Source organism: Mesorhizobium sp. M4B.F.Ca.ET.214.01.1.1, from assembly GCF_004791545.1.
GTDB lineage: Bacteria > Pseudomonadota > Alphaproteobacteria > Rhizobiales > Rhizobiaceae > Mesorhizobium > Mesorhizobium abyssinicae.
This window is the reverse complement of the sequence record NZ_SRUX01000011.1, coordinates 88,002-101,346: the sequence shown is the minus strand read 5'-3', so window position 1 is coordinate 101,346 and position 13,345 is coordinate 88,002. Positions and strand designations below refer to the sequence as shown.

The 13,345-nt window shown below is 64.7% G+C and carries 15 protein-coding genes and 2 tRNA genes; 9 read left to right on the top strand and 8 right to left on the bottom strand.

Annotation, left to right across the window (positions count from 1 at the left end):
• Nucleotides 1–47 precede the first annotated feature (47 nt).
• Both EN857_RS21690 and EN857_RS21685 read right to left on the bottom strand, forming a co-directional pair.
• Nucleotides 48–121: transfer RNA gene (locus tag EN857_RS21690), tRNA-Cys, on the bottom strand.
• A 267-nt stretch (nucleotides 122–388) separates the two neighbouring features.
• Nucleotides 389–646 carry a hypothetical protein gene (locus EN857_RS21685; protein ID WP_127311795.1) on the bottom strand — a complete coding sequence of 86 codons (258 nt, stop codon included), beginning with the start codon at nucleotides 644–646 and terminating at the stop codon, nucleotides 389–391.
• Between the two features lie 217 nt (nucleotides 647–863).
• Here EN857_RS21685 and EN857_RS21680 point away from each other — a divergent pair.
• From EN857_RS21680 to EN857_RS21665, 4 genes are all read left to right on the top strand, one after another.
• Nucleotides 864–938, top strand: a tRNA-Asn gene (locus tag EN857_RS21680).
• A gap of 1,084 nt (nucleotides 939–2,022) precedes the next feature.
• Nucleotides 2,023–2,181 (top strand): hypothetical protein, encoded by a 159-nt coding sequence (locus tag EN857_RS34840; protein ID WP_187331286.1) that lies wholly within the window; start codon nucleotides 2,023–2,025, stop codon nucleotides 2,179–2,181.
• Between the two features lie 152 nt (nucleotides 2,182–2,333).
• Nucleotides 2,334–2,513, top strand: coding sequence for a hypothetical protein (locus EN857_RS21670; RefSeq protein ID WP_127285361.1), 180 nt, complete (start codon nucleotides 2,334–2,336; stop codon nucleotides 2,511–2,513).
• A gap of 180 nt (nucleotides 2,514–2,693) precedes the next feature.
• Nucleotides 2,694–3,125 (top strand): cupin domain-containing protein, encoded by a 432-nt coding sequence (locus EN857_RS21665; protein WP_135858371.1) that lies wholly within the window; start codon nucleotides 2,694–2,696, stop codon nucleotides 3,123–3,125.
• 6 nt (nucleotides 3,126–3,131) lie between these two features.
• Here EN857_RS21665 and EN857_RS21660 read toward each other — a convergent pair whose 3' ends face one another.
• On the bottom strand, nucleotides 3,132–3,587 hold the full coding sequence (locus EN857_RS21660) for a carboxymuconolactone decarboxylase family protein (protein WP_127285359.1): 456 nt from the start codon (nucleotides 3,585–3,587) through the stop codon (nucleotides 3,132–3,134).
• Nucleotides 3,588–3,890: 303 nt separating this feature from the next.
• Here EN857_RS21660 and EN857_RS21655 point away from each other — a divergent pair, with 303 nt between their 5' ends.
• The 3 genes from EN857_RS21655 (at nucleotide 3,891) to EN857_RS21645 (ending at nucleotide 5,725) form a co-directional block, all read left to right on the top strand.
• Nucleotides 3,891–4,649: a copper homeostasis protein CutC gene (locus EN857_RS21655; protein ID WP_128346102.1), complete on the top strand. Its 759-nt coding sequence runs from the start codon at nucleotides 3,891–3,893 to the stop codon at nucleotides 4,647–4,649.
• 16 nt (nucleotides 4,650–4,665) lie between these two features.
• Complete coding sequence (locus tag EN857_RS21650) at nucleotides 4,666–5,160, top strand: GNAT family N-acetyltransferase (RefSeq protein WP_127392902.1); 495 nt, start codon at nucleotides 4,666–4,668, stop codon at nucleotides 5,158–5,160.
• 76 nt (nucleotides 5,161–5,236) lie between these two features.
• A complete protein-coding gene (locus EN857_RS21645; RefSeq protein ID WP_128346103.1) occupies nucleotides 5,237–5,725 on the top strand; it encodes an SRPBCC family protein in 489 nt (162 codons plus the stop codon).
• Between the two features lie 63 nt (nucleotides 5,726–5,788).
• On the opposite strand, the gene EN857_RS21640 is transcribed toward EN857_RS21645, so the two are convergent.
• The 3 genes from EN857_RS21640 to EN857_RS21630 form a co-directional block, all read right to left on the bottom strand.
• On the bottom strand, nucleotides 5,789–6,583 hold the full coding sequence (locus EN857_RS21640; RefSeq protein ID WP_127393493.1) for a xanthine dehydrogenase family protein subunit M: 795 nt from the start codon (nucleotides 6,581–6,583) through the stop codon (nucleotides 5,789–5,791).
• Nucleotides 6,584–6,597: 14 nt separating this feature from the next.
• Nucleotides 6,598–8,949, bottom strand: coding sequence for a xanthine dehydrogenase family protein molybdopterin-binding subunit (locus EN857_RS21635; protein WP_127393492.1), 2,352 nt, complete (start codon nucleotides 8,947–8,949; stop codon nucleotides 6,598–6,600).
• A gap of 101 nt (nucleotides 8,950–9,050) precedes the next feature.
• Nucleotides 9,051–9,551: a (2Fe-2S)-binding protein gene (locus EN857_RS21630; protein WP_127285950.1), complete on the bottom strand. Its 501-nt coding sequence runs from the start codon at nucleotides 9,549–9,551 to the stop codon at nucleotides 9,051–9,053.
• Between the two features lie 216 nt (nucleotides 9,552–9,767).
• Between EN857_RS21630 and EN857_RS21625 the strand changes: the two genes are divergently transcribed.
• A complete protein-coding gene (locus EN857_RS21625; protein ID WP_245493292.1) occupies nucleotides 9,768–11,003 on the top strand; it encodes an FIST signal transduction protein in 1,236 nt (411 codons plus the stop codon).
• 12 nt (nucleotides 11,004–11,015) lie between these two features.
• Entirely contained in the window at nucleotides 11,016–12,359 is a 1,344-nt protein-coding gene (locus EN857_RS21620) for a hybrid sensor histidine kinase/response regulator (RefSeq protein WP_135858369.1), read from the top strand.
• A 3-nt stretch (nucleotides 12,360–12,362) separates the two neighbouring features.
• Here the strand turns inward: EN857_RS21620 and EN857_RS21615 are convergent, their stop codons facing one another.
• Both EN857_RS21615 and EN857_RS21610 read right to left on the bottom strand, forming a co-directional pair.
• A complete protein-coding gene (locus EN857_RS21615) occupies nucleotides 12,363–13,046 on the bottom strand; it encodes a response regulator transcription factor (protein WP_127393290.1) in 684 nt (227 codons plus the stop codon).
• Between the two features lie 12 nt (nucleotides 13,047–13,058).
• Nucleotides 13,059–13,304 (bottom strand): hypothetical protein, encoded by a 246-nt coding sequence (locus tag EN857_RS21610; RefSeq protein ID WP_127393291.1) that lies wholly within the window; start codon nucleotides 13,302–13,304, stop codon nucleotides 13,059–13,061.
• Between the last annotated feature and the right edge of the window lie 41 nt (nucleotides 13,305–13,345).

Sequence of the window (13,345 nt, the reverse complement as noted above, 5' to 3'; positions counted from 1 at the left end):
CGGTCCAATCCGACCGGAACGCCTGCTCCCTAAGGAGCCCAGGCAACTGGAGGCCTCGCCCGGAATCGAACCGGGGTGCAAGGATTTGCAGTCCTCTGCGTAACCACTCCGCCACGAGGCCTCGTTGCTCCCGGCGTTCCGAGCGGACTCAATATGTTGGCGGCGAAAGGCCGTCAAGCGCCCGCGCGCCATTCCCGGCGCTTTCCTCAGGCGAGCACCGGACACCGTTTCCGATCGGTTTTCATGAGCGCGCAGCCTTCGCCTGTGACGGAGCCACCCGGCTTGCGCTGCGGCGGCGTGAAGCGCCGCAACGCTTTTTCATGCCCTGTTCGATTCCGGGCGAGGCCTCCAGGAGATCTGCGAGAGGCCGGCAAAGCGCCCGGCCAAATCAATCCGGACGGCGCCGGCGTTCCCACCATACGACGAAGCGGCGCCGGTGGCGGCGCACCATGGCGAATTCGTAGGAAAGCACGAGCAATCCGATTGGAATCATCCAGAAGCCCAGGATGGGCAAGAAGCCGAGAATGCCGCCGAGAATCAGCACGACGCCGATGGCGATCCTGAGCCCGCGCGAGCGCGGCATGGTGAACTCACGGCCGAAGACCGTGATTTTCCGTGCCGGTGCGTCGTCGCCTGCTGCAGTCATCTCGATCTCGGTTCCCATCGATTAAAGACATCGGCCGCCCAAGGCCGCAACGCCTTTCGCCGCCCTACGTTCCTTGCGGAACCGCTCATATGAGGAGCCCAGCCGTCGATTGCCAGAAAGCGCCATGCACAAAATGGCGGAAAAAAATGTGAAATGCTTCTTTGCAAAGCCGAAACGGGTTTGCTATAGGCTGCGCCACTCACACAAGAGCCTCTGTTCCCCGGTAGCTCAGTGGTAGAGCAACCGGCTGTTAACCGGTTGGTCGCTGGTTCGAATCCGGCCCGGGGAGCCAACATTTCCAAAGACTTAGGCGAAAGTTGCGCAGCCAGTCCGGCCAGGCAGCCACGCATGCGTCCATATCCAAAGGCCGCAACCGCTCCGCCGTTCATCGCCTGGTCCGGTCAACCATTCTTATTTCCGTTTGGATTTGGTGACGGTGCCTCACGCACATCTCGCGGCGGTGGGTCGACATGTTCAGGCTCGGGCGATGATGATTCCTTGTCGCGGGGATGCACCGGTGGCTTCTTGTGGTCGGCTTTCGGCGGGGGCCGCTCTTTGGTTTGATCTGGCATCAGGTTTCTCTCCCTCACCCGAAACCAGACAGACGCGCTCTTTGTTCCGATGGCTCCGACCAAAAAAGGCCCGGCGACCATGTGCCGCCGGGGCATGAGGGGCCTACGGACTGGCGACGCCGCCGCCTGGCGGCACGATGGTGGGGACGGGCTCCACGACTTCGAATTCCTAGTGCCGATCGACAAGAGCAGCCGGCCGGAACATGTCGCGTCGCCAGAAGGCCCGGCCGGAAAAGCAGAAACCTCGCCGCTCCATTCGCGGAGCGGCGAGGCCCCCAAACGCCCCTATTGCCGGTCCCAACAACCCGGCATTGCTGGCAGTGCAATTGTGGTGCCAGCAGCAAATGACCCATTCCGAGACGCCGGCGTGCGTCGGCCCAGGCGGCAAATCGTGCGCCGGCCAGGCGTGGCACGGTTCTTGCTGCCACAACTTCAGTCATGCCGGCCGAAAAGACCTGTTCCATATCGACACCGGCATCTGAGGTTGGGACAATGATGTCGCACAAACTTCTGTTCGGCCCTCCTGCGGTGCTCTCGGTCACCGCCCTGGGGCTGGCCCTCATTCGGTTGGCATCGGCTTTTCGCGAGTTCGTTCATCCACGCTACCGGCCGGAGCTCCACTATATGCGCGGACCCGGGCCGGCCACCGCGCGCCGGGCGAGTGCGCGCTAAGCGGGGTTCGGCCTGCGGCGGAGATGCGCCTCCCGGCGCCTTCTGTGGCTTGTTGCCATAGAACAAAAGGGGGATTCACATAACCGAGGATATGATTTAGGCTTACCCTGAAAAGATCGCAGGGTGGCAACCGTGGAAGCGACTTTCGATGACCTGACAAGGGCTGTGGCACAGCCCCATAGTGATGTGCGCGCCAACGTCCGCGCCATCGCCCTCAATCTCGCCGGCAAGCTCCTGATGGGCATTGCCATCGGGTTGGGCATTGCCATTGGCTTGGCCATCATTGGCTAGCGCGGCCAGCTGATCATCACCAAGTCGCGGCGCCACCGAGAGGCGTACACGCCAAGCGCTGGCAACTATATATTAGCAATCGCTTGTATTTCGCCTGAAGCAGGCTCATCATACAGCCGCTTTGTCGGGAACTTCTTGAGGGAGATTTTCCGATGCGACCGGTGCTCATTGTCATCGCCTTGGCGGTCTGCTTTGTCCTGTGGGACAGGCTTCAGAATGAAGGCCGTTATACAACACGGATAGAAGACAGTTTCCGCCAGGCCGCCGCCGACCTGCCGAGCGGCTCGTACGGCCACGAGGTCAGGTTCAGCCGTGACCTCATGAAACGCTGAAGGGCTCAGTCGGAATGGGCCAGAGCGGCGGCTGACGCGGAATTCTCTTTTTTCTCGCACTCCTCGCTGCGATCGCGACAGCCCGTGCGGCGGTCACGCCGATGGGGCGCGCGGACCGTCAAGGAATCTTGCGCCCGCACGCCCGCCGCGCCATGGTCCGGCAAACCCTGAGGAGGAACCATGCGAATCGTCCTGGCATCGGCGCTGCTGCTAACCGTCGCGCTGTCCGCAACCGCCGCCAACGCTCTGGACAGCGGCGCAAACCCTGTCGTCGTGACGCCGCTCGCCGATCGCACGCAAACGGCGTCCGGCCAGCCCATCACGCTGCCGCAGAAGAATGTCGAGGTCATCGTCTCGAGCTTCGAGATCGCCGTGGGCGCGACCTTGCCGGTCCACAAGCACCCGTTTCCCCGCTACGCCTATGTCGAGGCCGGAACGCTCAAGGTGACGAATGTCGAAACCGGCAACAGCAATACCTACAAGACCGGCGATTTCATCGTCGAGATGATCGGCCAGTGGCACCAGGCCACCAATCTCGGCGACGGCCCGGTGAAACTGCTGGTCATCGACCAGGTCGACCAGGGCGCCAAGAACACGGTGCTGCGCCAGTAATCGCCCTCATCCCCATGCGCCGACAGGTTGCTCGGTGGCGGCGTTGAGGCGGTTGAAAGCGTTGATCAGGGCGATCTGCACCACCAGTGCGGCCAGTTGCTTTTCGTCATAATGCCGGGCGGCTTCGTCCCAGATCGGGTCCGGCACCGGGTCGGCCCGATCGCTCAGCCGCGTCGTGGCTTCGGCCAGCGCAAGCGCGGCGCGTTCCGGCTCCGTGAAATAAGGCGTTTGCCGCCAGGCCGACACGGCAAAGATGCGCTCGTCCTTCTCGCCGGCCTTCTTCAACTCGCGCGCATGCATGTCGACGCAGACGCTGCAGCCGTTGATCTGGCTGGCGCGCAGGTGGACGAGCTTGCGCGTCACATAAGGCACGTCGGCCGCCTCGGTCGACTTGTCCAGCGCCAGCAGCGCCTGCAGCGCGCCGGGGATGAGCATTACGGGGTTCTTCAGTCGTGCTTGCACAATGGCCTCCTTCGGTCGTGTTCTCGCAAACCCCGGGCGCTCAGCATCCGGAGGTCCTGGTTTCTCCAGGGCTTTTTTGGTTCGCCGACACCGTCGCAGGCTGGACGGCCTTTGGGCCACATTGCCTGCCTCGATCAATAACCCGTCGGCTATGAATTAACTCATAACTCGCTAGTTATTGAATTGTCAAGCACGCCTTGGCGAATGCCGGTCGCCCGTCGCCTGCTGGACCGATCATTGCCGCTTTCACGGCAGCGGACCCGATGCTAGGGCTGTCGCCGAAAATCATGGACGGACCGCACCTTGAGCAAGAATCCTCAGCCACCCCTGATCGAGCTCTGTGTCGAAGGCATCGACGGGCTGCTTGCCGCGCAGGACGCCGGCGCCGACCGGGTCGAGCTCTGCGCCAGCCTGGTCGAAGGCGGCATCACGCCGAGCCTCGGCACGGTGCGCGCGGCGCTTGAGCTCGCCACCGTTCCGTTCCACGTCATCGTCAGGCCGCGCGGCGGCGATTTCCTCTACAGCGAGGCCGAGTACCGCTCGATGCTTGCCGATGTCAGCGCGCTGGCCGGTCTCGGCGTCGCCGGCGTCGTCGTCGGCTGCCTGAATGCCGACGGCACCATCGACGAGGCCCGCATGGGCGAATTGGTGCGCGCGGCTGGCCCGCTCAACGTCACCTGCCATCGCGCCTTCGACATGACGCGCGACCCGGCCGAGGCGCTCGAGGCGCTGGTCCGCTGCAGGGTCGGCCGCGTGCTGACCAGCGGCCAGCGCGACACTGCTCTGGGGGGCGCCGAGCTTCTGGCCGCGCTCGTCCAACAGGCCGGCGAGCGCATCATCATCCTCGGCTGCGGCGGGCTCGATCCCGACAATATCGCAGAGGTGCTCGCCAGGACCGGGCTGAAGGAAATGCATTTCGCCGCGCTTGCCGATGTGCCGAGCGCCATGCACTACCGCAACCCGCGCGTCGGCATGGGCGGCAGCGACCTCGACCGCGAGTACCGCACCACGGTGACCGACGGGGCATTGGTGGCGGCGACCATCGCGGCCGTCAGGGCCTGATCCCGGGGAAGATGCGATGACCGAAGGACGCTCGCCGATCGACCGCGTTTCGCCCGGGGACGAGCCCGCGATCCTCGCGCTCAACAACGAGCATGCGGCGGAACTGTCCTGGCTGGAAGCCGAGCGGCTCTCCTTCCTGCTCGGCGAGGCCTTCTATGCGCGCCGCATTGGCGCGCTCGAGGCCTTCATCATGACCTTCGACCAGGACGCCGACTACGACAGTCCGAACTTCCTCTGGTTCCGCGAGCGCTACCAGCGCTTCGTCTATGTCGACCGGGTCGTCGTCGCCGCAGCCGCGCGCGGCCGTGGCCATGCCCGCCGGCTCTACGAGGATCTGTTCGAGCACGTCGCGCGCTCCGGCCAGGCGATCATCACCTGCGAGGTGAATGCCGATCCGCCCAATCCGGCTTCGGACGCCTTCCATGCGGCGCTGGGGTTCGCCGAGGTCGGCGACGCGGTCATCCATGGCGGCAAGAAGGCCGTGCGCTACTACCTCAGGCAACTTGCCTGAGCGCCGGCGCGCGGCACTGGCGCAACAAACAAGCCGTCGCTAAAGTGGCCGTCTGCGCCACCGGGGGCGAACCGCCATGCCGAGCAACGTCTTCCGCTTCGACGAGAGCTGGGACATTCCAGAGGCGACGCCGCAAGAGGTCTGGGATGTGCTCTCCGACGCCGAATTGCTCCCGCTCTGGTGGGGCGACGTCTACAAGCAGGTCGTGCCGCTCGACAAGAAGGGCAAGGGCGTGGTCGGCTCGCGGGCAAAGGCCCGGGCGCGCGGCGCCCTGCCCTACGAACTGAACTTCATCATCGAGGCGGCCGAACTCGAACCCGGCCGGCTCGTGGTGGTCAAGACCTTCGGCGATTTCGACGGCCTGTGGCGGGCGGAACTGTCGCCATCGGCAAATGGCACCCGGGTCAACCTGATCTGGCAGGTCACGGTGCTGAGGCCGATCCTGAAGTTTCTGGCGCCGCTGCTCAGGCAGGCCTTTGCCTGGAACCACCGCTGGACGACGCCGCGCGGCGAAGCCGGCCTGCGCCGTTACCTGTCCGAACGGAAAAATCGCCAGGCGGCCTGATCAGGCGGCCGCGAAAAAAAGGGGCCATAACGGCCCCTTCTCTCTTCATGCGAACTGCAAGCGTCAGCCGGCGGCGGCGACTGCACGCTTGGCCATGACCGCGATCAGATTGGCCCGGTAATCCGCCGAGGCGTGGATGTCGCTCATCAGGTTCTTCGCCGGCACCTTCACGCCATCGAGGGCCGACGCCGCGAAATTTTTCGCCAACGCCGCCTCGATCTCCTTAGAGCGAAAGACGCCATCGTCGCCGGCGCCGGTCACGGCGGCGCGGACCCCGTCCTTGCCCTTGGTGACGAACACGCCGACGATCGCATAGCGCGACGCCGGATTGCGGAACTTTTCGTAGGCCGCCTTGGCCGGCGCGGTGAAGCTGACGGCCGTGATGATCTCGCCATCCTTCAGCGCCGTCTCGAACAGGCCCTTGAAGAACTTGTCGGCTGATATCTCGCGCTTGTTGGTGACGATCGTTGCCCCCAGCGCCAGCAGTGCCGCCGGATAGTCGGCGGCTGGATCGTTGTTGGCGATCGACCCGCCGATCGTGCCCTTGTGGCGCACCGCCGGGTCGCCGATCAGCGATGCCATATGGGCGAGCGCCGGACAGGCCTTCCTCAGCTTCTGGTCATTCGCGACGTCGTGGTGCGTGGTGGCGGCGCCGATGGTCACCGTCTTGCCCGACACCTTGACGCCTTGCAGTTCCTTCAGCCGGGACACGTCGACGAGGTCCGAGGGCGCGGCCAGCCGCGTCTTCATGGCGGGGATCAGCGTCATGCCGCCCGACAGGAGCTTCGCTTCGCCGCTTTTCAAAAGCTTGGCGGCCTCGGCAACCGAGGCGGCACGGTGGTAGTTGACCGAATACATGCTTGCTCCCTCCCTCAGTGCTTGGTCTTCGCGCGGATCGCGGTCCACACCGTGGACGGCGATGCCGGCATGGCGATGTCGGCAATGCCGATGGCATCGGTGATGGCGTTGATCACCGCCGGCGGCGAACCGATGGCGCCGGCCTCGCCGCAGCCCTTGATGCCGAGCGGATTGCTCGGGCATGGCGTGTTCGAGGTCGAGACCTTGAACGACGGCAGGTCGCCCGCGCGAGGCATCGTATAATCCATGTAGCTCGCCGTCAGCAATTGGCCGCTGGCGTCGTAATAGGCGCCTTCCAGCAGCGCCTGGCCGACGCCCTGGGCGATGCCGCCATGCACCTGCCCCTCGACGATCATCGGGTTGATGATGTTGCCGAAATCGTCGGCGGCCACGAACTGGATGATCTCGGTCGAGCCGGTCTCCGGATCGATCTCGACCTCGCAGATGTAGCAGCCGGCCGGGAAGGTGAAGTTGGCCGGATCGTAGAACGCCGTCTCCTTCAGGCCCGGCTCCATGCCGGCCGGCAGATTGTGGGCGGTGTAGGCCGCCAGAGCCATCTGGAACCACGGCACGTTCTTGTCGGTGCCGGCAACCTTCAGCGCGCCGTTCTCGATGACGATGTCGCTCTCGTCGGCCTCGAGCAGATGCGCGGCGATCTTCTTGGCCTTGGCCTCGACCTTGTCGAGCGCTTTGGAGATCGCCGACATACCGACCGCGCCCGAGCGCGAGCCGTAGGTGCCCATGCCCATCTGCACCTTGTCGGTGTCGCCATGCACGATCGACACGCTGTCGATCGGCACGCCGAAGCGCTGGTTGACCAGTTGCGCGAAGGTCGTCTCGTGGCCCTGGCCATGGCTGTGCGAACCGGTCAGCACCTCGATCGTGCCGACGGCGTTGACGCGTACCTCGGCCGATTCCCAAAGGCCGACGCCGGCGCCAAGCGAGCCGACCGCCGCCGACGGCGCGATGCCGCAGGCCTCGATGTAGCAGCTCATGCCGATGCCGCGCAGCTTGCCTTGCTTTGAGGCGGCGGCCTTGCGCTTGGCAAAGCCGGCATAGTCCGATGCCTTCATCGCCGCGTCGAGCGAGGCGCCATAGTCGCCGGCGTCATAGTTCATGATGACCGGCGTCTGGTGCGGGAACGACTTGATGAAGTTCGTCCGCCGAAGCTCCGCCGGCGATACGCCGAGCTCGCGCGCGGCGGTCTCCATCGTGCGCTCCAGCAGATAGGTCGCTTCCGGCCGCCCTGCCCCGCGATAGGCATCGACGGGCGCGGTGTTGGTGTAGACGGTACGAACGTTGGCGTGGATCGCCGGCATGTCGTATTGGCCCGACAGCAGCGTGGCGTAGAGATAGGTCGGCACGCAGGACGAGAACAGCGACATGTAGGCGCCGAGATTGGCGATCGTGTCGACCTTCAGCCCGGTGATCCGGTTGTTCCTGTCGAAGGCCATCTCCACCGTCGAGACATGGTCGCGGCCATGCGCGTCCGAGAGGAAGCTCTCGGTGCGGTCGGCGACCCATTTCACCGGCACGCCGGTCTTCTTCGAGGCCCACAGGCAGACGATCTCTTCCGGATAGATGTAGATCTTCGAGCCGAAACCGCCGCCGACATCAGGCGCGATGACGCGCAGCTTGTTCTCCGGCGCGATGTTGTAGAAGGCGCTCATCACCAGCCGCGCGACATGCGGGTTCTGCGATGTCGTCCAGCAGGTGTAATGATCCTCTGCCTTGTCGTAGTGGCCAAGCGCTGCCCTGGGCTCCATCGCGTTGGGCACCAGCCGGTTGTTGACGATCTTCATCCGGGTGACGTGCGCCGCGCCCTTGATCGCCGCGTCGACCGCCTTGGCGTCGCCGATCTCCCAGTCGAAGATCAGGTTGTTCTCGGCTTCGGCATGGATCTGCGGCGCGCCCTTCTCCAGCGCCTTGGTCGCGTCGACCACCGCCTTCAGTTCCTTGTAGGTGATCTCGACAGCCTCGGCTGCGTCGCGCGCCTGGCCCTTGGTTTCGGCAACCACGATTACGACCGCGTCGCCGACATAGCGGACCTTGTCGACGGCCAGCGGCGACCATGCGCCCATCTTCATCGGCGAGCCGTCCTTGGAATGGATCATCCAGCCGCAGATCAGGTTGCCGATGCCGTCGGCCTTGAGTTCCTTGCCGGTCAGCACACCGATGACGCCAGGCATGGCCTGCGCCTTCTTGACGTCGATCTTCCTGATCTGCGCATGCGCGTGCGGGCTGCGCACGAACGCTGCATGCTTCATGCCGGGAACCACCATGTCGTCGACATAGCGGCCGGCGCCGGTGATGAACCGCTTGTCCTCCTTGCGCGCCACGCGGGCGCCAACACCTTCAATGCCCATATGAAATTCCTCCGGAATTTAGGGGAATAGGTCAGTAGGGAAGTAAGGGAGTAGGGAATTAAGAGCCAATTGGCTTACTCCCCTATTCCCTTACTCCCCTATCAAGCAGCCCGTTTCGTCTTGCCCTTCGACCCCTTCGCCATCGCCTTCGAGGCGGCGAGGATCGCCTTCACGATGTTGTGGTAGCCGGTGCAGCGGCAGATATTGCCTTCGAGCTCGGCCCGCACCGTCGCCTCGTCGAGGCCTTCAGGATGACGCGCGATCATGTCTGTCGCCGTCATGATCATGCCCGGCGTGCAGAAGCCGCATTGCAGCCCGTGATGCTCCTTGAACGCGGCCTGCACCGGATGCAGGTCGGCGCCGTTGGCGAGGCCTTCGATGGTCACCACGCTGGACCCTGAGGCCTGCGCCGCCAGCATCGTGCAGGACTTCACCGCCTTGCCGTCGACGTGCACGACGCAAGCGCCGCATTGCGAGGTGTCGCAGCCGACATGCGTCCCGGTCAGGCCGAGATTCTCCCGCAAGAAGTGAACCAGAAGCGTACGGTCCTCGGCGGCGCCACTGACGCGCCTGCCGTTCACCGTCAACGATATGTCCGACATGAAACCTCCCTGGGTATTTTACCTTGGTCGTCCTGGCGCCGTTTTCCTCCCGGCGCCTGGCTGTTCGCCCGTTCACGTGCCGCACAAAAAGCGGGAAAAAATAGCTTGGGCCCTCCACGGGGCGAGAATGCAGTTCGCCCGAAAAGTCGCATATTGTACTTTCGGTCACGCCGGATGGGGGCGGACCATTGCCAAAGCGCCGCCGTGAAGACAACAATGCCTTTCGACGCCGCTCGCCCGACGCGCACAAGACAACGTCGGAGGAAATGCAGGAGAAGGCAGCTGGCCAGTTCGCGGACGCGCTATGCATGCGGCCTCTCGGCGCTCACCACGGATGCGCCCGACGCCAATGCCTTCGCCCGGGCAATCGCGGCGGAAGCGGCGGCGATCGACGCTGGTTTCGCGCTGCTGTTCTTCTCCCAAAGTCTGGTCGATGCGGCGGCGCTGTCGCAAGCGCTGACCGAGCACGCGCCGGCGCTTGCCTATGCCGGCTGCTCGACCGCCGGCGAAATCACGCCGCAGGGGCTCGAGGACGGCCACATCCTTGCCCTGCTCCTGCCGTCCGCCTCGTTCGCCACGGCCAGCATCATGGTCGACAATCTCTCCTCGTCGGGCATGGACAGGATCACCGGCGAGGTCGCGGCGCTCAGGCGCTCGCTGCGCGGCCGCGTCGGACATGGACGGGCCAAGGATACCTTCGCGCTGTGCTTCATCGACGGGCTGTCCTATGCCGAGGAGGCCGTGACGTCGGCCATCCATTGGGGGCTGGATGACATTCCGCTGATCGGCGGCTCGGCCGGCGACGACCTCAAATTCGAGACCACCACGCTGATCTCGAATGGCAAGGTCGCCTCCGACAGCGCCATCATCATGCTGATCGCCACCGAAATCCCCTTCCACGTCTTCAAGACCGACAATTTCATTCCCACCGACGAGAAGCTGGTGGTGACCGCTTCCGATCCCGATCACCGCATCGTGCGCGAATTCAACGCCGTCAACGCCGCCGAGGAATATGCCGCCTCGGTCGGGATCCTGCCGCATACGCTGACGCCGCTGAGCTTTGCCTCGCATCCGGTGGTGGTGAAGGTGGGCGGCGAATATTACTGCCGCTCGATCCAGAGGATGCATGCCGACGGCTCTCTCTCCTTCTTCTGCGCCATCGACGACGGCGTCGTGCTCTCGATCGCCCAGCCGAAGAACATGGTCGAGGCGACACGCGCCGCGCTCAGCGATGTCAGGGAGCGGCTGGGCGGCATCGATATGATCCTCGGTTTCGATTGCGTGCTGCGGCGGCTCGACGCGCGCAACCGCCAGGTGTTCCGGGATATTTCGGAGCTCTACCGGGTCAACAACGTCATCGGCTTCGGCACCTATGGCGAACAGTATCGCTCGATGCATCTCAACCAGACCTTCACCGGCATCGCCTTCGGCGATCGCCTGGCGGCCGAATAGCGCGGGCCGCCCATGCCGCTCCGGGACATCAACGACCTCGAAAAGCTGAAGAAGATCAACGCCGCCCTCGTCAGCCGCGTCGAGCGCTCGATGGACCAGCAGGGCAATGCCTTCTCGCTGTTCCAGACCGCGATCTCGCTGGAGAACCGGGTGCGCACGCGCACCGACGAACTGCATTCGACCCTGCGCCGGCTCGAGCAGACCAACATCGACCTGATCGCCGCCAAGGAAATCGCCGAACTGGCGAACCTTTCCAAGACCAGGTTCCTGGCGGCCGCCAGCCACGACGTGCTGCAGCCGCTGAACGCCGCCCACCTCTCCGTCTCGGCGCTGGCCGAGGTGCAGACCAGCGAGGAAGGCAAGAAGCTGGTGCGCCAGGTCGAGCGTTCGCTGGAGACGATGGAGGACCTGCTGCGCACGCTGCTCGACATCTCCAAGCTCGACGCCGGCGTTGTGCAGCCCGAGATCGGCGATGTCAGCTTGGAGGCGCTGTTCTCCTCGCTGCGTTCGGACTTCCTGCCGGTGGCCGAGCTGAAAGGGCTGACGCTAAAGTTCCGGCCGGTGAACGCGCTGGTGCGCTCCGACCGCACGCTGCTGCGCCGCATCCTGCAGAACATCCTGTCCAACGCGCTGCGCTACACCCGCTCCGGCGGCGTGTTGGTCGGCACCAGGCATCGCGGCGATATTATCCGCATCGATGTCGCCGACACTGGCTGCGGCATTGCCGACGACCAGCGCGAGGCGGTGTTCGAGGAATTCCACCGCGGCAGCACGGCGCTCACCGACACCGGGCTGTCCGGCGGCGGGCTGGGACTGGGCCTCGCCATCGTGCGCCGCATGGCCGCCGCCCTTGGCCATCCGGTGACGTTCTCGTCGAAGCTCGGCCGCGGCACCATCTTCCACATCGACGTTCCGGTCGGCATCGGCGCCGCGGCCGATACGACCGCCAGCACCGCCGATCTGGAGCGGCCGCGCGGCTACGGCCTGTTCGGCACCAAGGTGCTGCTGGTCGAAAACGATGCCGACGTACTGCAGGCGATGACCTTCCTGCTCGAGCGCTGGCAATGCCAGGTGCGCGCCGCGACCTCGACCGACGATGCGCTGGATATGCTTGGCGACACCGACTGGGTGCCAGACATCGTCATTGCCGACCAGCATCTCGACGGCGGCGACCTCGGCACCGCGACCATCGCCGAAGTCCGCGACTATCTCGGCCGCCCGGTGCCGGCGCTGATCGTTACCGCCGACGGGTCGGACGTCGTCGCCAAGGCCGCCCGCGCCGACGGCATCGAACTGATGCGCAAACCGCTGAAGCCGGCGCAACTGCGGGCGCTGCTGGCGCATCTGCTGGCTTGAATTTCAAAACCCCGCCTGATCCCGAAACAGCTCCGCATTATCCAGCTTCGACACCTCGATCACCGCTTGTGTGCGGCTGTAGACGTTGAGCTTGCGAAGGATTTCGGAGACATGCGCCTTCACCGTAGTCTCGCCGACCTGCAGCTCATAGGCGATCTGCTTGTTGAGCATGCCCTGGCGCAGCATCTGCAGCACCCTCAGTTGCTGCGGCGTCAGCCGCGCCAGGCGCTGCACCATATCGGCGCGGTCGATGCTGTCGGCATCGGGCGGCTGGATCTCGTAGGTCTCCGGCACATAGATCGCGCCGTCCATCACCGAGCGGATGGCGCCGGCGAGGTCGCTCTTGCGCGCCGATTTCGGGATGAAGCCGGCCGCGCCGTAGGACAGCGCCTCGGAAATGATGCGCGGCTCCTCATAGCCGGAGACGATCACCACAGGCAGGCGCGGATGGCGGGTCCTGAGCTGCAGCAGCCCGTCGAAGCCATGCACGTCGGGCATGCTGAGGTCGAGCAGCGCGAGGTCGAACGGCTTCGGGCCGGCCAGCAGGTCGAGCGCCTCGGCGATCGAGCGCGCCTCGACCGTATCGACGTCCGGATAGGCCATCTGCACGGCGCTGTGCAGCGCCTCGCGGAACAGCGGATGGTCGTCGATGATCAGAAACCGGGCGCGATCGTTGACTGCGGTCATGATGAGGTCGCTTCACTTGCGCCCAGAATAGGATAATCCCGCAACCATGGCCAGATTATTGGCAAACAATACATCGCCATTCTTGCCGTCGATTGCAGTGCCCAGGTGACGCCATAACCGGAAACGAAAGTAAACGACATGCCGCCGAATGGCCCACAGCGCTGTTTCTTTTGGCCGCGACGGTTTTTTGAACGTCGGCCCGGCCTTGTTCCGCTGAAATTCAGCCGGCAAGCGCCGGTATGACCAGCGCCTTGCCATCGCGCATCCCTTGCCGGGTCGCGCAAATCGGCCGAATGTGC